Below are 18,597 nucleotides of genomic sequence, written 5' to 3'. Positions count from 1 at the left end.
GGCCGTGCGCCACGGCACCCTCGCGAACCGCCCGGCGGCACGGCGTGTGCCGCGAGGTTTCACCGTGATCGAACTGGTGCTGGTGATCGTGCTGCTGGGCATCCTGGCGGTGGTGGCGCTGCCGCGCATGGGCGGGGCCCTCTCGGCGCGCGGCGAGGGCTGGCGCTCGCAGGTGCTGTCGGCGCTGCGCGAGGCGCACGGCGTGGCACAGGCGCACCGGCGGCTGGTGTGCGCCACGGTGGCCACCGGCGACGTGACGTTGCAGATCGCCACCACGCACCCGGCCGCCGCCTGCTCGCAGCCCTGGCTGGGGCCCGACCGCGACACCCGCAGCGCCCACCACGACCAGGCCCCGGCCACCGTGCTGTCGCCCGCCGGCACGCTGTACTTCCAGCCCTCGGGCCGCATCACCAGCGATGCAGCCGGCACCACCGCCGTGTCGGCCAGCGTGCGCATCACGGGCGAGGCCGACATCACCCTCGTCGGCGACACCGGCCATGTCGACTAGACCGCCGCCGCGCGGCTTCACGCTGATCGAGGCGCTGGTCGCCATCGTGGTGATGGGCGTGGGCCTGGCCGGCCTGCTGCTGGCCTTCAACACCAGCGTCGGCCACAGCGCCGACCCGGTGGTGCAGCGGCAACTGCAGGCCATCGCGCAGGAACTGCTCGAGGAGATCCAGCTCAAGCCCTACACCGCCGCCGCCAATGCGGCGCCGGTGGGCTGCGCGCGCGACACCTTCAACGACCTCGGCGACTACCACGGCCACGCCAGCAGCGGCCAGGTGTGCACCGTCGACGGCACCGCCATCCCCGCGCTGGCCGGCTACAGCCTGTCCATCACGGTGAGCCCCGGCACGATCGGCGGCGTGGCCGCGGCGCGGCGCATCGTCGTCACCGTGACGCGCGGCGGCGAGAGCCTGTCGCTGGTCGGCTGGCGCACCGACCATGCGTCCTGAGCACGCCGGATGACCATGCCTCGCCCGAGCCCGCGCCCCCCAGCCGGCTTCACGCTGGTGGAGATGATCCTGGCCATCGTCGTCTTCGGCGTGCTGGCCTCGACAGCGACGGTGTTCATGCGGCCGATGGTGACGGCCTATGTCGACACCTTCCACCGCACGGCCCTGGTCGACGCGACCGACACCGCGCTGCGCCGCATGCAGCGCGACGTGCAGCTGGCGGTGCCCAACTCGATCCGCTCGCCGTCGTCGGACTGCTTCGAGGTGGTGCCCACCAGCGCCGGCGGGCGCTTCCGCACGGCGGCCGACACGATCACCGCGGGCTCGGCGGTGCTGGACACCGCCACCGCCACCACGGCCTTCGACGTGCTGACGCCACTGGCCAGCGTGCCCGCGGCGGGCGACTGGGTGGTGGTCGACAACCAGAACCCGTCGGACGTGTACACCGGCGCCAACCGCGCCGCGGTCTCCGCGGTCAGTACACCGGCGGCGGCGCTGGGCCGGCACCGCATCGCGGTGGCGTCGACGCAGTTTCCGCTGGGCTACGACGGCGGGCGCTTCGTGGTCGTGCCCGACGCGCAGAAGGCGGTGTTCTACGTCTGCGGCGGCGCCGACGGCACGCTCGACGCCGCGGGCAACGGCCGCGGCACGCTGGTGCGCCTGTCGAACTACGGCTTCAACGCGGCCATGCCGGCGGCCTGCCCGGCCATTGGCGCAGGCGCCGTGCTGGCCACCGGCGTGCGCTCGTGCCGCTTCGTCTACGACCCCAACCAGGGCGCGACGCAGCAGAACGGTTTCCTGTCGATCCAGCTCGAGCTGGCGCGCCACGGCGAGACCGCCAGCCTGGTGCTGGGGGCCCATGTGGTGAACGTGCCATGACCCGCCGCGCGCCGGGCCCACGGCCGCCCTGCCCCACCCGGCCGCGCCGCGGCCTGGGGGCCGTCGCCATCATCGTCGTTCTGGTGGCGCTGTCGGCCCTCGCGGCGGCGATCGTCAGGCTGGGCATGGGCGCCCAGGCCAGCACCGCGCGCGACCTGATGGGCACGCGGGCGTCGCTGGCCGCCCGCTCCGGCATCGAGTGGGGGCTGTACCAGGCCTTCAAGGGCAGCTGGACGACCTGCAGCGGCGCCAGCCAGACGCTGGACCTGCGCAGCGATCATGGCCTTTACGTCACCGTGCAGTGCGACTCGGCCACCTACAACGAAGGCGAATCGGCCCCCGGCGTGCCGCGCACCGTGCGCGTCTACACCCTCGACGCGGTGGCCTGCCCGGCCACCAGCTGCCCCGATGCCAGCGCCTCGGCGCAGCCCGGCTACGTCGAGCGCCGGCGCGTGGTGCACGCGGTGAACTGACGCGCGGCACCAGGGGCCGGCGGCAGGCCCGCAGCGCCGATCAGTCGTCGATGCGGATGCGCGTGGCCGCCAGCACCGAGCGGTCCGCGGCCAGGCGGCCCTCGACCCGCACCTTGCGGCCCACGGCCAGTTGCGTGGCAGAGCCGCGGGTGAACTCGACGCCCGGGCCGGCGTAGCTGACCACCGTGTTGCGCACCACGAAGCGTTGGCTGGCGGTGTTCAGCGAGGTGATGGTGCCCTCGACCTCGAAGGCCTGTGGTGCGGAGGCGCTTTCCACCTGCACCCGTGTGGCCACCAGCACCCCGGCATTGACCGTGCCCGAAACCCTGACCGAGGCACCGACCGCGGGCGTGCCGTCGATGCGGGCCGCTGCGGCATCGATGCGCACGCCCTCGACCACGAAACTGGTGGCCGAGGCCAGCGACTGCACGCGGCCGCGCAGTTCGGCCGGCGCGCCATCGGTCGGGGCCAGGCCGGACGAGCCCTGGCGGCTGACCACCCAGCGCCCGCCGGCATCCTGGCCGCCCTGCAGGTCGAAGCGCACCACCGCGCCTTCGGTCAGGCCGCTGACGTTGCCCAGGGCCGAGAACGAATAGGTCTGGCCGCCGATGCGGCAGGTGCGGGCCACGGGGTCGATCTGGCTCACCGGGCCGGACACCTTGCTCGCGCTGCCGCTGCCGGCCACGTCGATGCGGGTGGCGGTGTATCGGCCGGTGGACGCGTCGAATGAGCCATAGACCTCCACCGGACCGGCGGCGGCCAGGCCGGCCAGGCCACCGGCCAGCCGATCGTCGAAGGCGGTGTCGGCGGTGACCGTGACCACCTGGCCCAACATGGTGAAGCGACCGCCGGCCACGTCCACCGCCGTCGCCGGGCCCACCAGCGCACGGGTGGTGCGCACCTGCGTGGCGGTGGCCACCGGGGTGCCGGCGCTGTCGGTCACCGCACCGGCGGTGACCTGCACCACCATGCCCAGGCGCAGCGCCGAGCGGTCGCGGACGCCGCCGTCGTCGTCTTCGACGCGCGCGGCGCTCTCGTCGTAGCGCACGCCGTTGACGATGATCGATCCGAAGCCCGTGATCGGGCCCTGCGAGAACGAGGCGATGGTGCTGCCGGTGCCGCCCACCTCGACGCCACCGCCACAGCCCGCCAGTGCGGCGGCCACGACCGCGGCCACCACCGCGGCCGCGATGGCGCTGCCGAAGGCCAGCACGTCGGGCCAATAGCCCAGGACGCGGCGGGTGAATCGGTGCCAGGCGGCACGCAGGTCGGGGGCGGGGTGGGCGTTCATGTCGGGGTTCCCTTTGTCGAGCCGTCCCCCTCGGCGGGGGGGGCCGGCATGTCCTTGTCGAAAGCGTAGAGGCCGATGCGCACGCGCCGATGCGGGCCCGGCGCCTGTTCGCCGGCCGCCACGGCGGCCTCGAGGGCCGGCACCATGGCCTGCAGCAGCCCTTGCCACTGGGCATTGACCCGTTCGGCGATCTGCGCCAGCGCGGCCTCGGGCAGGCCGGTGGCCGAGACCGCCCGCTCGAAGTGCCGGCGGCCATCGCCCAGCACGTTGTCCACGGCGCCTTCCAGGTGGTCGCCCACATTGGCGCCCAGGAACTGCAGCCGGCCCGCGTCGGCCTTGGGCGTGGTGGCATCGGCGTCCAGGCACACCGTGTCGGTGGCCGGATCGTGGCGCACCATGCCCAGGCGGACCATCTCGTCGAGCAGGCTGCGCGGGTGCACGTCGCGCGTCACCGCCTGGGCCAGGGCCTCGAAACTGGACTCGCGTCCCTGCCGCGGCAGGTTTCGCGGCAGGCCGCGCGCGTCGCAGAAGCACGGCGTGGCCAGCCAGTGCGCCAGGGCCTCGCGGGCGCGCGATCGGCGCGGCAGGGCTTCCTCGGTGCGGCCTTCGCGCAGCACCTGCATCAGTCGGGTGACCTCGCGGCGGTGGATGCCGGTGGCGGTGCTGATGCGGCTGACGCGCCGGTGCGGCGGCAGTTCGGGGTGCGCGGCGTCGGCCGCGTCGACCAGCGCCTGCTTCAGGAGTTCTTCCAGGCTCGCATGCGACACCCCACGGGCCACCGCCAGGCGGGCCATCGGGCCCATCAGCCGGCGCAGCGCGGCCAGCAGGAGATCCTGCTCGCTGGGCGCGGCGTCGGGGGGGAGGGTCATGCAGCGTTGGGGTTCAGGAGCCGAGCTCGATTGTCGTCGCCGCCACCGTGGTGCCGTCGGCCGCCAGGCGGCCCTTCACCTCGATGCGGCGGCCCACCACCAGGTCGGCCGCGCTGCCGCGCTTCCAGTTCACCGTGCCGGCCCAGCTGACCCGGGTGTTGCGCACGGTGAAGGTGTTGGCCACCGCATCGACCGCGGTGATCATGCCGTGCAGCTCGATGCGTCGGCTGTCCTCGGACTGGCGGCGACTTTCGACCTCGACCTCGGTGGCCACCAGCACGTTGCCGACGATCGTGCCCTTGACCTCGACGAAGGCGCCCAGCACGACACCCGCCGTGCCATCCTCGAACGTGGCGCCGCTGGCATCCACCGCGATGCCGTTGAGGCTGAACGCGTGGGTCGAGGTGAACGCGGTGATGAGGCCGCGCACATGGCCCCGGGCCTTGTCCACCGGCCGCGGGCCGCCCACGCCGAGCGACGTGGCCACCCATTGGCCGTTGCTCTGCGCCGTCTGCAGTTGCACGCGCAACACCGATCCGTTGACCAGCGTGGACGGCACCGACGACGCCGGCAGCGTGCCGTAGGCGATCACCGCGCCGCCGATGGCGAAGGTCTTGGCCGTGGTGTCCAGCGAGGCCACCGTGCCGCGCAGCTTGTAGGCCGTCGCCGCGCCCTTGCCTTCGACGCGGGTGGCGGTGATCACGCCGGTGGCGGCGTCTGCCAGGCCATGCACCTCGACCACCTGGCCGACGGCCAGTGCGGCCAGCCCGCCGCTGAGGCCGTCGTCGAACACCGTGGTGCCGGTCACCTTGACGGTCTGGCCCAGCGTGGCGAAGGTGCCGGCGCTGGTGTTCACCGCGGCCACCGGGCCCAGCAGCGAACTGCCGTGGCGGATGACCAGCGCGCGGGCCATGCCGGTGGCCGAATCGACCGCGGAGCTCTCCACCTCGACCTGCATGCCCAGGCGCAGCACGCTGGCGTCCTGCCGCTGCTGGCGGTCGTCGAAGACCTGCGAGGCGCTGTCGTCGAAGCGCACGCCGTTGACGAAGACCGAGCCGAAGCCACCGATCGCGCCCTGCGTGTAGACGGTGGCACCGCTGGCCGTGGCCACGCCGGTGGCGGCATCGGTGCTGGTGGCCGGCGTGCCGGACGTGGCGTCGCCGCCGCCCCCGCCGCAGGCGGCGACCAGGGCCAGCACCGCCGCGCCCAGTGCCGTGCCCCATCGGATCCACACCGTGTCACGGCGGCTGCCGGGGCGGTCGGACGTTTCACGCGGCTCGTTCGGGGATCGGTTCATCGGGTGCTCCTTCGGGGTGGCCACAGGGGCCGAGAGATTCCAGTATATGTGCTGTTTGCACATTTACACGGCCACCCCACCCATCCACGGGTGACAGCCGCAAGCAGATGCAACCGGCGGCGCCGGCCCAGGCCCACCGGCCGCGCCGCACAATGGCCGGATGACCCCGCCGCCATGCCCGCCCCGCCCTCGCCGATCGGCCCGGCACGCGGGGCCGCGGCGGCCCGCCCAGCGCCACGGGCCCCTGCGGCCCGCCCGAGGCGCCACCCGCCGCAGGCCACCGTGAGCGCCGGCCGCCGCCGCTGGATCGCGCACCTCGACATGGACGCCTTCTATGCGTCGGTGGAGCTGTTGCGCTACCCCGAGCTGGCCGGCCAGCCGGTGGTCATCGGTGGCGGGCGGCGCCACCAACCGGTGCTGCAGCCCGATGGCCGGCGGCAGTTTGCGCGGCTGGCCGACTACACCGGCCGCGGCGTCATCACCACCGCCACCTACCCGGCGCGCGACCTGGGCGTCAATTCGGGCATGGGCCTGATGAAGGCCGCGCTGCGCGCCCCGCAGGCGGTGCTGCTGCCGGTGGACTTCGAGCAGTACCGGGCCTACTCGCGCCGCTTCAAGGCCGCGGTGGCCGAGGTGGCGCCCATCATCGAAGACCGCGGCATCGACGAGATCTACATCGACCTCACCGACCACCCCGGCGCGCAGGACAGCGTGGCGCACGATCCGCACGGCGGCGTGCGCGCGGTGGCGCTGGACATCAAGAACAACGTGCGCCGCGCCACGGGCCTGAGCTGCTCGGTGGGCATCACGCCGAACAAGCTGCTGTCGAAGATCGCGTCCGAGCTGGACAAGCCCGACGGCCTGACGCTGATCACCCACGCCGACCTGCCCGAGCGCATCTGGCCGATGCCGGTGCGCCGCATCAACGGCATCGGCCCCAAGGCCGGCGCGCGCCTGGCGGCGCTGGGCATCGAGACCATCGGACAGCTGGCGGCCCAGCCGCGCGCCGAACTGGTGGCGCAGTTCGGCAAGAGCTACGGCGCCTGGCTGCACGACGCCGCGCACGGCGTCGACGACCGGCCGGTGGTGACGCACAGCGAGCCGGTGTCGATGAGCCGCGAGACCACCTTCGAGCGCGACCTGCACGCCAAGCGCGATCGGGCCGAGCTGTCGGCCGTCTTCACCGAACTGGTCGAGCAACTGGCCGGCGACCTGCAGCGCAAGGGCTACGTCGGCCGCACCATCGGCATCAAGCTGCGCTTCGACGACTTCAAGGCCGTCACCCGCGACATGACCATCGACCACCCCACCGCCGAGGCCGGCACCATCCGCCTGGCCGCCGGCCTGTGCCTGAAACGGGTGGACCTGACCAAGCGCATCCGGCTGCTGGGGGTGCGCGTGGGCAGCTTGCGCAAGGCGTCGGCGCCGGATGGGTGACAGGGCTGCCCACGCCGCGGCCCTGGCGGTCGGCATGCCGAACCACGGCGCCTGACGCCCCCCCTGCAGGGCAGCACCGCCGACGCTGACCGGTCGTCAGAAGTCCTTGGGCAGGTAGACCAAGGGCACGTTGTTGTTGAAGGCCGACTGCGACGCGAGCTCGAGAAACCGTTGCCCCAGGTCGCCCCGCACGTGCAAGGCGCCTGCCATCGTGGTGCACACGAACACGCCGAGCAGCGTCAGAAGCTCCGTCGTGCCGTGGGGCAGTTTCACGTTGGGCCGGCCGCAGACCACGATCTCGTTGTAGTGGTGCGCCGCGGACCCGTGGATCACGTCTGACGGTGTGCGCAGGCCGCCCTGTTCCGCTGCGATGCGGATGATCTCGTCGGCCAGCGCGGCTTGCCCCTGCGCGCCAAGGCGATGAACCGACGGCTGGTAGTTGGGAAAGGCCATGTCCCGGGACGAGGTGACGAGGATGTTGTTCATCGGCACGCGGAAGATGAACCCCTGCATCGAGTGCGTGTAAGGGTGTTCATTGCCGATCAGGCTCATGCTGAGCGCGTCGCAGTTCGCCAGCTCGGTCACCGGGTCATGGAAAAGGCTCACCCGACTCAAGGGTTCCCGGACCGTGTGCACGATGAACCGGTAGCGGGGGACGCTGCGTTCACGCCAATCGTCCTGCCGGTGCAGCGCGACCAGGTTGGCCGGGTCGGTGAAGAAGGCGGGGTGCCACGAACTGCGGTTGCCGTTGTCGAGCAGGGCCGGGAAGAGGAAGACGAACTCGGCTTTCAACTCCTCCAGCGAAAAGGATTCGGATCGCTCCCGGAGTTGGGCGTGCTGTTGCACCGGGAAGCCTTTCATCAGGAAGTTCGCCAGCATCACGGCGCGGACCGCACGCCGTTTGTGCTTTTGCGATTCGATGTGCAGCAGGTAACCCCCGAGGGTCAGCGCCGACTCGATGGCGGCCCTGTTGTCGGCGGCGTCGAACTTCGACTGGAGGATGGCACCGTAGGTCTTGCCGCGTGGCTGGTCCAGGAACCAAGGTTCGGCAAGTTCGGCGATCGTCTTGGACACATGTGGGTAAGCCATGAAGCCTCCAGCGAGTTGGCGTGACAAAGCTACTCTTGAGACGAGGCTATCCCTCAACGGTCGCTCCGATGATGCTCTTGCTCAATGGCAGGACCGGCGCGTCCGCCCGGCTGGGCCGCGCCGCCTGCCGCATCGGCCGACGGGCCGCGCTCTGGCGGTCGCGCGACATGACGATCGACCACCCCACCGCCGAGGCCGGCACCATCCGCCTGGCCGCCGGCCTGTGCCTGAAGCGGGTGGACCTGACCAAGCGCATCCGGCTGCTGGGCGTGCGCGTGGGCAGCTTGCGAAAGGCGTCGGCGCCGGATGGGTGATCGGGCTGGCGCCCGCGTGGCCGCCGGTCGAACGCCGCGCTGGCCCGCCGTCCGCTGACGATGGCGAGATGCAGGCTCCTGGTCCTTCGGGTCGTCGACATCGCGCCGGAGGACAGCGCACGGTGGCCACCAGACGATGGCGCGTTCGGCGCCGCGCTGACCTCGTTGTTCGATCCACCACGGCCCCATCGGCCATGGCGCGCGAAACCCGAGGCCTGCGCAGGCCCGGGCGGGGCAAGAACACCGGGCATTCACGTCGTCCTGCTTGAGAAGCATCAAGGCCCGGCGGTGGCGGCCCCTGACAATGGGCAGCCCGTCCCAAGGGACCAGGAATGGTCGCAATCGCAACGGTGCCCGTGCCAACCTTGTTGCTCGTCGATGACGAGCCCAGCATCCTGTCGGCCCTGCGGCGGCTCTTCCGGCCCCACGGCTACCGCATCCTGACGGCCGACAGCGGCGCTGCCGGCCTGGAAGTGCTCGAGCATGAGGCGGTGGACCTCATCATCTCCGACATGCGAATGCCGGAGATGGACGGCGCCAAGTTCCTCGAGCTGGCGCGCGCGCGCTGGCCCGACGTGATGCGCTTGCTGCTCACCGGATATGCCGACATCGGCTCCACGGTGGCCGCCATCAACCGCGGCGAGATCTACCGCTACGTCGCCAAGCCCTGGGTCGACGCCGACATCCTGCTGATCGTCAAGAAAGCACTCGAGCAGGCGGGCCTGGAGCGCGAGAACCGGCAGCTCACGGCGCAGATCCGGCGCCAGAACCAGGAGTTGCTCGAGCTCAATGCCAGCCTGGAGGACAAGGTCGCGCAGCGCACCGCCGAACTGGGGCAGATCAATGCCTTCCTGAACCTGGCCAACGAAGAGCTCAAGCGCAACTTCATGGTCTCGATCAAGATGTTCGGCAACCTCATCGAGATGCGCGAGGGCGCCGTGGGCGGGCACTCGCGTCGGGTGGCCGATCTGGCGCGCCAGCTGGCCGCCAGGCTGGGCCTGGACACCAAGACCCAGCAGGACATCTTCCTGGCCGGACTGCTGCACGACATCGGCAAGATCGGCCTGCCCGACGTGCTGCTGGCGCGGCCGGTGTCGCGCATGTCGGCCGACGAACAGGTGCGCTACCGCAAGCATGCGGTCGCCGGCGAGGCGGCGCTGATGCCGCTGTCCGAGCTGCAGAACGCCGCCCGGTTCGTGCGATCGCACCATGAGCGCTTCGACGGCACAGGCTACCCCGACGGGCTGATCGGCGAGGAGATCCCGTTCGGCGCTCGTGTGCTGGCCGTCGTCAACGACTACGACGCACTGCAGATCGGCACGCTGGCGGAAAAGCGCTCGAGCGCCGACGAGGCCCGGCAGTCGCTGGTCCCGGGCCGCAACCGGCGCTATGACCCACGGGTGCTGGATGCTTTCCTCGAGCTGCTGGTCGGTGCCACGGCCGAGTCCGTGCGCGAGCGGGTGGTGACCGCCCCCGAGCTCGAAGCCGGCATGGTGCTGTCACGCGACCTCGTCGGCCACGACGGCACGCTGCTGCTGGCGGCCGACTATGTGCTCGACAGTCGGCTGGTCGGGCAGATCCAGCAGTTCGCTCTGCGCGAAGGCGCCCTCATGCGACTTCACATTCGTGCCGATAAACGATTCTGAAGTGGAGTGAACATGAGCCGTGTCCTATTGGTCGACGACGAACCCGGGGTCCTGAAGGCGCTCAAGCGCGTGCTGACCCTGGTGCCGTGTCGGCACGACGGCGTCACCTACTCGTTGCAACTCGATCTGGCCGACTCGCCGGAGAAGGCGCTGGAGCTCATCAACGGCCACGCCTACGACCTGATCCTGTCGGACTTCAGGATGCCGGGCATGGACGGCGTGCAACTGCTCAAGCGGGCACGCGAGATCCAGCCCGGGGCAGCGCGCATGATCCTGTCGGGCTACGCCGACCTCAACGGTGTGATGGCGGCCATCAACGAGGCGCAAATCGTGCGCTTCCTGTGCAAACCCTGGAGCGACTACGAACTGGTCTCGGCCATCGCCCAGGCCCTGGCCTACCGCGCGCTGCTGCTCGAGAACCAGCGCATGGCCGACCTGCTGCGGCTTCAGAAGCGGCAGCTCACACCGCAGGACTACGAACGCCGCCGGCTCGAAGAAGCCGAGCCCGGCATCACGGCGGTGCGCTGGGCCGATGATGGCTCCTTGCTGCTGGACGAGGACCTGGCGAGCCAACTCGACCCGAGGCCCTGATGCCTGAATTCGACGAAGGCGCCGGCCGGCTGACCTTCAAGCTGGTCTATTACGGGCCGGCGCAAAGCGGCAAGACCAGCAACCTGGTGCAGTTGCACGATCTGGTGAGCGCCCAGCTGAAGGGCGAGCTGATGACGCTGGAGACGCAGAGCGACCGCACGCTCTTCTTCGACCTGCTGCCACTGGGCAGCCGGGCGCCTTCGGGGCTGCTGGTCAAGCTGCGCTTGTTCACCGTGCCCGGCCAGGTGCAGCACGACGGCACGCGCAAGGCCGTGCTGTCGCGGGCCGACGGCGTGGTCTTCGTCGCCGACTCGCAGCGCCGCGAGGCCAGCAACAACGCCGAGGCTTTCCAGAACCTGGCCGACAACGCAGCCCGCGTCGGGCTGGATTTCGAGCACCTGCCACTGGTCGTGCAGTTCAACAAGCGCGACCTGCCCGATGTCGCGCCCGAGGCCGAGATCCTGGCGCGCTACGCCGCCACAACCTGGCCGGTGACCTTTGCCACCGCCACCCGGGGCGAGGGCGTGGCCGAGAGTCTTGCGCGGCTGCTCCAGGCCGTGTACCAGCGCCACGACGTCGATCTTGGCCTCAGCGCGCGCCACGGCCTGAGCACCGAGTCCTTCGTGCGAGCCTTCGTCGGCAACACCCAGGGGACGATGTGAACGGTTCCATCGCCTTCGACCGCGAACTCACCCTGCCCGAGGTGGTGCGCGGGCTGCCGCTGGACCGTGTTGCCGCGGCGCTCGAGATACTGGTCGGCGCGCCGGTGGGCATCGAAGACCCCACGGGCCGCATCGTCGCCGGCCACGCCGTGCCGGGCGGCCAGGCCATCCCGGTGGAACTCGAGATCGAGCCGCTGGGCGTGCTGCGCGTGCAGGCAGGCCAGTTGCAGCAAGGAGCCGCCGCGGCCACGCTGCTCAAGTTGCTGCTGCACGCGCGCGCCCAGGTCATTCGCGCCGGCGACCTGCACGCCAGCGCGATGAGCACCGAGTACGACGCGCTGCGCGAGCGCCACGAGGCACTGCAGCAGTCCGAAGCCCGCTACCGCGAGCTGGTGCAGTCACTCGAAGAACGCGTCAAGCAGCAGGTGGCGCTGCTCGACGAACGGCAGCGCCAGATCTACCTGGCAGAGCGCCTGGCCTCGGTCGGCCAACTGGCCGCGGGCATCGCCCACGAGATCAACAACCCGATCGGCTTCATCCTCAGCAACCTCGAAACCGGTCGCCGGTACCTGCCGAAGCTGCACGAGCTCAGGGCGACGCTGACGGAGGGCACGGCAGCCGCAGCCAGCTGGCAAACCCTGGACCTCGACTTCGTCGCCGAGGACCTCGGCGATCTGATGGCCGACTGCATCGTCGGCGCCCAGCGCATCGCCCGCATCGTGCGTGACGTGAAGGGCTTCTCCAGCATCGACCGGCCCGACCCCGAAGACGTGGACCTCAACGCCCAGTTGGCCACCGTGGTGGCCATCATCGCCGCGCAGAAGCCGGCCGGCGTCGCCCTCACCGAACACTACGCCGACGGCATGCCGCCCCTGCTGTGCCTGCCGGGACACCTGAATCAGGTGTTCGTCAACCTGATCAACAACGCCGTCCAGTCGGTCGAAGGGCGCGAGGGTGGCCGGGTCGAGGTGCACACCCGACACGACGGCGCCGACCTCCGGGTGGAGGTCATCGACAACGGCGTGGGCATCGCGCCCGAGGTGCTGCCGCGCGTCTTCGACCCCTTCTTCACCACCCGAGGTGTCGGGCGCGGCGTCGGCCTGGGACTGACGGTGGCGCGCGACATCGTGGGCGCCCATGGCGGCCGGCTGGTGCTGAGCAGCCTGTGCGGACAAGGCACCACAGCCAGCGTGAGCCTGCCATTGACGCCGACGCGATGACCAACCCGTACGCAGCCCTCTTTGCCGAAGGCACCGCAGCGGCGGCGCCGGCGGCGGATGCCGCCCGCGCGCCGGCCCGTTATCGGGTGCTGATCGTCGATGACGAAATCGGCGTGCTCAAGGCATTGACGCGGGCCTTCCGCCAGGAGAACTACGACGTCGTCACCGCCGGCAATGCCGCCGAGGCGCTGGCGTGCCTGCGCCAAGGTGCGGCCCAGGTGGTGATCAGCGACTACATGATGCCGGGCATGAACGGCAGCGACCTGCTCAAGCAGATCAAGGCGCTGTACCCCGAGACCATCCGCATCATGCTCACCGGCCACGCCGACACCGGCGCGGTGATGGGCGCCATCAACGAAGGCGCGGTCTACAAGTTCGTCCTCAAGCCCTGGAACGACGACGACCTGCGGCTCACGGTGGCGCTGGCGCTCGAGCAGTTCGATCTGCTCCGCAAGAACCGTGAACTGGCCGCCGACAACCTGCGCAAGACCAAGGAGATCAAGGCGCTGGCGAGGCTGGCCGTCACCAACCGCAGCCGGCTGGCGGTGATGCTGCACAAGCACGGCCTGCTCTCCACCGGCCAGTTGCAGGAACTGCACCGCCTGCAGCAGGCCCACAAGGAACCGCTGCTCAAGCTGCTGCTCGACAAGGGCTGGGTCGGCGAGCCGGCGATCCGTGCCGTGCTCCGCAAGGAGCTGATGATCGACGAGGTGGCGCTGGCCGAGTTCACGCTCAGCCCGCAGATCGCCGGCCTGCTGCCGCGCAGCTTCTGCGAGCGCCAGTGGGCGTTGCCGCTGCACCTCGACGGCCACCTGCTCACCATCGCCCTGGCCGACCCGCTGGACGAAGGCCTGATCGAAGACCTGCGCTTCACCTCGGGCCTGCAGATCAAGGTGGTCAGCGCCTCCAGCGGTGCCATCAAGACCAAGCTGGCCGAGGTCTTCGGTGCCGACGAAATGGTCGACTTCAAGGAGCTGGAGACCCTGTCCGGCAACGCCGACCCGATCGACAACATCGAGATCGTCATCGACGACGATGGCGACGCGTCCATCGAAGACCTGCTGCGCGGCACCGACGAGCCGCCGGCCATCCGCCTGGTCAACGCCATCATCCTCGAGGCCATCCGCCTGGGGGCGTCGGACATCCACATCCAGCCGCGCACCAAGAGCGTGGTGGTGCGCTTTCGCATCGACGGCGTGCTGCACGACAAGATCCAGATCCCGCACGCGCTGCACCAGTCGCTGGTGTCGCGCCTGAAGATCATGGCCGAGCTCGACATCTCCGAGCGGCGCAGGCCGCAGGACGGGCGGCTGACGGTGAAGACACCGATGCGCATCATCGACCTGCGCCTGTCGTCGCTGCCCACCATCAACGGCGAGAAGATCGTGATGCGGCTGCTCGACCGCAACGCCGCGGTGCACCGGCTCGAAGACCTGGGCCTGGGCGCGCACGATTTGGGGCTGATCCGACGGGCCATCGACAAGCCGCAGGGCATGATCCTGGCCACCGGCCCCACCGGCAGCGGCAAGACCACCACGCTGTACTCGCTGCTGCAGCACAACGCCAACCCGGGCAAGAACTACGTCACCATCGAAGACCCGGTCGAGTACTACCTCGACATGGCCGGTCAGGTGCTGATCCGCGAAAAGATCGGTTTGACGTTCCCGGTGGTGCTGCGCTCCATCCTGCGCCAGGACCCCGACGTGGTGCTGCTGGGCGAGATCCGCGATTTCGAGACCGCCGAGGTGGCCTTTCATGCCGCGCTCACCGGCCACCAGGTGTTTTCCACGCTGCACACCAACTCGGCCGTGGCCACCATCACCCGGCTGCTCGACTTCGGCCTCAAGCGCTACGTGGTGGCCACCGCGCTCGAGGCCATCATCGCGCAGCGCCTGGCCCGCAAGATCTGCGAAGGCTGCCGCACTGAAGTGGCCCCCGACGCCGCGCTGTGCCGGCGCATCGGCGGGCCTTTCTTGCAGCGGCCACTGCGCAACTGGCGCGGCGTGGGCTGCCCGGCCTGCAACCGCAGCGGCTACCGCGGCCGCGTCGGCATCTACGAGGTGCTGGTGCCCGACATGCCGATGCGCGACCTGATCGCCTCGGGCGCCAACCTGCTCGACATCCAGCGCCTGGCCGGCGCCTCGGGCCTGCGCACGCTGCATGCCGATGCGGTCAACAAGGTCGACCTGGGACTGACCACGCTCGACGAGGTGTTGCGCGTGCTGGGGCCTGAACACACTGCGGAGCAGCAGCCATGAAAGCCGCCTTTGCCTGGTCAGAGGTTTACGCCACCGGCTTTGCCGACGTCGACGCCCAGCACCAGCGCCTGGTGGCCATGGTCAATCAGATCGCCGCGCACGACAGCGTGCCGGGCCCCGAGGTGCTCGACGCGCTGACCGACTATGCCGCGCAGCACTTCAGCGACGAAGAGGCGCTGATGGCCCGCAGCCGCCTGGCACCCGCGTCAGTGGCCGAGCATGTGGCCCAGCACCGCGCCTTCGTGGCCGAGGTGCTGTCGATGCGCCAGCACGGCGCCGCCGGCAGCGACCTGGCGACGACGCAGCGCTTCCTGGCCAGCTGGCTGGCCTTTCACATCCTGGGGACCGACCGCGCCATGGCGGCGCAGATCCGGCTTATCGAAGCCGGCATGGACGCCGAGGAAGCGCACGTGCGATCGCGCCACGCCCAGGATGGCGCGGCCGTGCAGCCGCTGCTGGACGCGCTGGCCAGCCTGTACAGCGTGGTGTCGGTGCGCAAGGAGGCGCTGGCAGCGCAGGTGGCCGAACGCACGGCCGAACTGCAGCACGAGCGCAACGAACTCGCGGCCGTCCTGAAGCAGGTCGAACGAAGCCAGAGCCAGCTTCTGCAGTCCGAGAAGATGGCCGCCGTGGGCCAGCTGGCCGCCGGTGTGGCGCACGAGATCAACAACCCGGTGGGCTTCGTCAGTTCCAACATCGGCACCTTGTCGACCTACGTGCAGCGCCTGTTCGAGGTGCTCGACGCCTACGCCGCGCTGAAGGCCGAGCGCGGCAGCGTCGCCACGCAGGCGCGCCTGGCGAGCGTGCTCGCCACGGCCGATCTGGACTACCTGCGCGAGGACGTCGTGGCCCTCATCAAGGAATCGCAGGACGGCCTGAACCGCGTCAAGCGCATCGTCTCCGACCTCAAGGACTTCTCGCACGTCGACGAGGCCCAATGGCAGCTGGCCGACCTCAACGCCGGGCTCGAAAGCACGCTCAACGTGGTCTGGAGCGAACTCAAGTACAAGGCCCAGATCGTCCGGAACCTGGGCGAGTTGCCCCCGGTGCCCTGCATCGCCGCCCAGATCAACCAGGTGTTCCTGAACCTGCTGGTCAATGCGGGGCAGGCCATCGAAAGCCAGGGCACGATCACCTTGGCCACGCGCGTGGATGGCGGGCAGGCGGTGGTCGAGATCGCCGACACCGGCCATGGCATTCCGCCCGAAACGCTGAGCCGCATCTTCGAGCCGTTCTACACCACCAAGCCCGTCGGCAAGGGCACCGGCCTGGGGCTGTCGATCGCCTGGGACATCGTGGCCAAGCATGACGGCCGCCTGTCGGTGCGCAGCAAGCCGGGCGATGGCACTTGCTTCGAACTGAGGCTGCCGCTGAACAACCCCAATTACCCGAAGGAGAGCGGCCATGCCTGAGGAGGCACTGGGCGGGCACGGCGACACCTTGCTGGCGGTGCTGCAGGGCAGTCGCATCGGCGTGCTCGCGACCGATGCGGCCGGCACCGTGGCGCACGCCAATACCGCGCTCTGGTCGCGCACGGGCTTTGCCGCTGACGAATTGATCGGGCTGCCGCTGGCCGAGCTTCCCATCTGGCGCCCATCGCCCCTGCTGGGCGAGCAGTTCGGGCAGGCGCTGGCCAAAGGGGAATCCTGGCAGGGCCAGCTCGAGTTGCGGCACAAGGACGGGCACCTGATGCCCTCCGCGGCGGACCTGCTCCCGATCCCGCTGCCCCTCGGCGGCATCGGCGGCATCGGCGGCTTCCTGCTCCTGCTGCATGGCGCGCCCATGGCCGAACCGCCGCCCACCGAGGCCTTGCCCGCCGCCTTCGACCGCCTGACCGGCTTGCCCGGCGAACCCGTGTTCCGCAAGGTCTTGCGGGACAGCGTCGAGCGGGCGCGGCTCACGCAACAGCCGCTGACGATCGCCCGTGTCGACATCGACCAGTTCAAGCAACTCAACGAAGGCCTGGGCACCGACGGAGCCGACGGGGTGCTCGTGGAGGTGGCGCAACGGCTGAGTGCCTCGATCCGCCGCGAAGACATGGTGGCACGGTTGAACGGAGACGAGTTCGGGCTTCTGATGGGCGAAGCGGCGTCCGAGCCCGCGCCTCTGGACCGCATCCTGGCCGCCATCAGCAAGCCCATGACCGTGGCCGGCCACCCGCTGGCGGTCACGGTGAGCATCGGTTCCGCCAGCTTCCCGGCGGATGGCGAGACGGCCGACGAGTTGATCAGCGCCGCCGACGCCGCGGTGGCCGACGCCAAGCGCAAGGGCCGCAACCAGATCAGTCACGCCAGGCCTTCGTCCTGCGCCGACCGGGGATTCGGCAGGCGGCAGATCCTGGCCGGCCTGCGCCAGGCCATCGACAGCAACGAGCTGGTGCTGCACTACCAGCCGCAGCTCAACCTGTTCTCGGGCGAGATCGTGGGGGCCGAAGCCCTGCTGCGCTGGGCCCACCCCGAGCAGGGCTTGATCCCGCCCATGCAGTTCATCCCCCTGGCCGAGGAAAGCGGGCTCATCATCCCGATCAGCGAATGGGTGCTGGACCGCGCCTGCGCGCAGGCGGCGGCCTGGCGCGCCGCCGGCCTGCCGCCGCTGCGCATGGCGGTCAACATCTCGGCGCGTCACTTCCGCTTTCTCGACCTCATCGAAACCGTGCGCGGGGCCTTGCAGCGCAGCGGCCTGGAGCCTCGCCACCTGGAGATCGAGCTCACCGAGAGCGCCATGATGCACGACGTCTCAGCGGCCATGCGGGTCGTCGATGCGCTCAAGGCCATCGGCTTGCGGATCTCGCTGGACGACTTCGGCACCGGCCACTCGTCGCTGGCCTACCTCAGCCGCTTCGACATCGACGCGCTCAAGATCGACCAATCCTTCGTGCGCGACGTGACCACCAACGCGGTCAACGCGTCCATCGTGTCGGCCACCATCGCCATGGCGCACAAGCTGGGCAAGTCGGTCATCGCCGAGGGGGTGGAGACGGCCGGGCAGATGCACTTCCTGCGCGGCCGCGAATGCGACGAGATGCAGGGCTTCCTGTTTTCGCCCGCCTTGCCGGCCGCCGAGTTCGAGGCACGGCTGGCGCGCGGGGATCGCCTGGAACTGCAGGCAGCCCGCACGCGGGCGGGAAGCAACCGCCTGCTGATCGTCGACGACGAGCCCAACATCCTGAGTGCGCTGCGCCGCCTGCTTCGCCACGAGGGCTACGAGATCCACACCGCGGCCAGCGGCACCGAGGCGCTCGAGTTGCTCGCGATCGAGCCGATCCAGGTCGTCGTGTCGGACCAGCGCATGCCGGGGATGTCCGGCACCGAGTTCCTGGGCCATGTCAACTCGATGTACCCGCAGACGGTGCGCATCGCGCTGTCGGGTTACGCCGACCTCACGGCCGTCACCGAGGCGGTGAACCAAGGGGCGATCTACCGGTTCCTGTCCAAGCCCTGGAACGACGAAGACCTGAAAGGTGCCTTGCAGGCGGCCTTCAGACACTGGCGAGCCAAGGCGAACCCGCCCGAAGTTCAGCCCGCCGACCTCGAAACAGTGGACCGTGCGGTGTCCGTGCACGCCGCCCCACACGGAGCGCCTTCATGTGGCAACCGATGACGATGTGGGTGGCCC

At 70.3% G+C, this 18,597-nt stretch carries 16 protein-coding genes and 1 pseudogene; 13 read left to right on the top strand and 4 right to left on the bottom strand.

Annotation, left to right across the window (positions count from 1 at the left end; genetic code table 11):
• The first annotated feature begins 4 nt into the window (after window positions 1–4).
• Genes EOINJALH_RS33380 through EOINJALH_RS25710 form a run of 4 tightly spaced genes read left to right on the top strand, consistent with a single transcriptional unit; the run spans window position 5 to window position 2,308 of the window.
• The gene (locus EOINJALH_RS33380) at window positions 5–508 is read left to right on the top strand and encodes a type II secretion system protein (protein WP_404872799.1); all 504 of its coding nucleotides are present in this window, start codon (window positions 5–7) and stop codon (window positions 506–508) included.
• Entirely contained in the window at window positions 498–956 is a 459-nt protein-coding gene (locus EOINJALH_RS25720) for a prepilin-type N-terminal cleavage/methylation domain-containing protein (protein WP_088285566.1), read from the top strand. The genes EOINJALH_RS33380 and EOINJALH_RS25720 overlap by 11 nt, the downstream gene beginning before the upstream one ends.
• Window positions 957–971: 15 nt before the next feature.
• Entirely contained in the window at window positions 972–1,835 is an 864-nt protein-coding gene (locus tag EOINJALH_RS25715; protein WP_088285623.1) for a type II secretion system protein, read from the top strand.
• Window positions 1,832–2,308, top strand: a complete 477-nt coding sequence (locus EOINJALH_RS25710; RefSeq protein ID WP_088285564.1) for an MSHA biogenesis protein MshP — start codon at window positions 1,832–1,834, stop codon at window positions 2,306–2,308. Before EOINJALH_RS25715 ends, EOINJALH_RS25710 begins: the two co-directional genes overlap by 4 nt.
• Before the next feature lie 40 nt (window positions 2,309–2,348).
• Here EOINJALH_RS25710 and EOINJALH_RS25705 read toward each other — a convergent pair whose 3' ends face one another.
• From EOINJALH_RS25705 to EOINJALH_RS25695, 3 genes are read right to left on the bottom strand one after another with little or no spacing between them, the layout of a single operon-like run.
• Window positions 2,349–3,599, bottom strand: coding sequence for a DUF5666 domain-containing protein (locus EOINJALH_RS25705; RefSeq protein WP_088285562.1), 1,251 nt, complete (start codon window positions 3,597–3,599; stop codon window positions 2,349–2,351).
• Window positions 3,596–4,468, bottom strand: a complete 873-nt coding sequence (locus EOINJALH_RS25700) for a DUF6502 family protein (protein ID WP_088285560.1) — start codon at window positions 4,466–4,468, stop codon at window positions 3,596–3,598. The genes EOINJALH_RS25705 and EOINJALH_RS25700 overlap by 4 nt, the downstream gene beginning before the upstream one ends.
• Window positions 4,469–4,481: 13 nt before the next feature.
• Window positions 4,482–5,765, bottom strand: coding sequence for a DUF5666 domain-containing protein (locus tag EOINJALH_RS25695; RefSeq protein ID WP_144290168.1), 1,284 nt, complete (start codon window positions 5,763–5,765; stop codon window positions 4,482–4,484).
• A 321-nt stretch (window positions 5,766–6,086) separates the two neighbouring features.
• On the opposite strand from EOINJALH_RS25695, the gene EOINJALH_RS25690 reads away from it, so the two are divergent.
• On the top strand, window positions 6,087–7,202 hold the full coding sequence (locus EOINJALH_RS25690) for a DNA polymerase IV (protein ID WP_234414045.1): 1,116 nt from the start codon (window positions 6,087–6,089) through the stop codon (window positions 7,200–7,202).
• A 96-nt stretch (window positions 7,203–7,298) separates the two neighbouring features.
• Here EOINJALH_RS25690 and EOINJALH_RS25685 read toward each other — a convergent pair whose 3' ends face one another.
• Window positions 7,299–8,291 carry a hypothetical protein gene (locus EOINJALH_RS25685; protein WP_144290167.1) on the bottom strand — a complete coding sequence of 331 codons (993 nt, stop codon included), beginning with the start codon at window positions 8,289–8,291 and terminating at the stop codon, window positions 7,299–7,301.
• 158 nt (window positions 8,292–8,449) lie between these two features.
• Between EOINJALH_RS25685 and EOINJALH_RS30925 the strand changes: the two are divergent.
• The 8 genes and pseudogenes from EOINJALH_RS30925 to EOINJALH_RS25645 form a co-directional block, all read left to right on the top strand.
• Window positions 8,450–8,605: pseudogene (locus tag EOINJALH_RS30925) on the top strand (DNA polymerase IV); the annotation flags it as partial.
• A 332-nt stretch (window positions 8,606–8,937) separates the two neighbouring features.
• Window positions 8,938–10,251 carry an HD domain-containing phosphohydrolase gene (locus EOINJALH_RS25675; RefSeq protein ID WP_088285550.1) on the top strand — a complete coding sequence of 438 codons (1,314 nt, stop codon included), beginning with the start codon at window positions 8,938–8,940 and terminating at the stop codon, window positions 10,249–10,251.
• 12 nt (window positions 10,252–10,263) lie between these two features.
• Window positions 10,264–10,842, top strand: coding sequence for a response regulator (locus tag EOINJALH_RS25670; protein ID WP_088285548.1), 579 nt, complete (start codon window positions 10,264–10,266; stop codon window positions 10,840–10,842).
• Window positions 10,842–11,504: an ATP/GTP-binding protein gene (locus EOINJALH_RS25665; RefSeq protein ID WP_088285546.1), complete on the top strand. Its 663-nt coding sequence runs from the start codon at window positions 10,842–10,844 to the stop codon at window positions 11,502–11,504. The genes EOINJALH_RS25670 and EOINJALH_RS25665 overlap by 1 nt, the downstream gene beginning before the upstream one ends.
• The gene (locus EOINJALH_RS25660; RefSeq protein WP_088285544.1) at window positions 11,501–12,724 is read left to right on the top strand and encodes a sensor histidine kinase; all 1,224 of its coding nucleotides are present in this window, start codon (window positions 11,501–11,503) and stop codon (window positions 12,722–12,724) included. Before EOINJALH_RS25665 ends, EOINJALH_RS25660 begins: the two co-directional genes overlap by 4 nt.
• A complete protein-coding gene (locus EOINJALH_RS25655; protein ID WP_088285542.1) occupies window positions 12,721–14,982 on the top strand; it encodes an ATPase, T2SS/T4P/T4SS family in 2,262 nt (753 codons plus the stop codon). Before EOINJALH_RS25660 ends, EOINJALH_RS25655 begins: the two co-directional genes overlap by 4 nt.
• Entirely contained in the window at window positions 14,979–16,394 is a 1,416-nt protein-coding gene (locus EOINJALH_RS25650; RefSeq protein ID WP_088285540.1) for an ATP-binding protein, read from the top strand. The genes EOINJALH_RS25655 and EOINJALH_RS25650 overlap by 4 nt, the downstream gene beginning before the upstream one ends.
• Entirely contained in the window at window positions 16,387–18,582 is a 2,196-nt protein-coding gene (locus EOINJALH_RS25645; protein ID WP_088285538.1) for an EAL domain-containing protein, read from the top strand. Before EOINJALH_RS25650 ends, EOINJALH_RS25645 begins: the two co-directional genes overlap by 8 nt.
• Window positions 18,583–18,597 lie beyond the last annotated feature (15 nt).

This window comes from Ideonella sp. A 288 (genome assembly GCF_002198735.1).
Classification (GTDB): domain Bacteria; phylum Pseudomonadota; class Gammaproteobacteria; order Burkholderiales; family Burkholderiaceae_C; genus Pseudaquabacterium.
The sequence above is the reverse complement of the archived record's forward strand: the minus strand, read 5'-3'. Positions and strand labels throughout refer to the sequence as shown.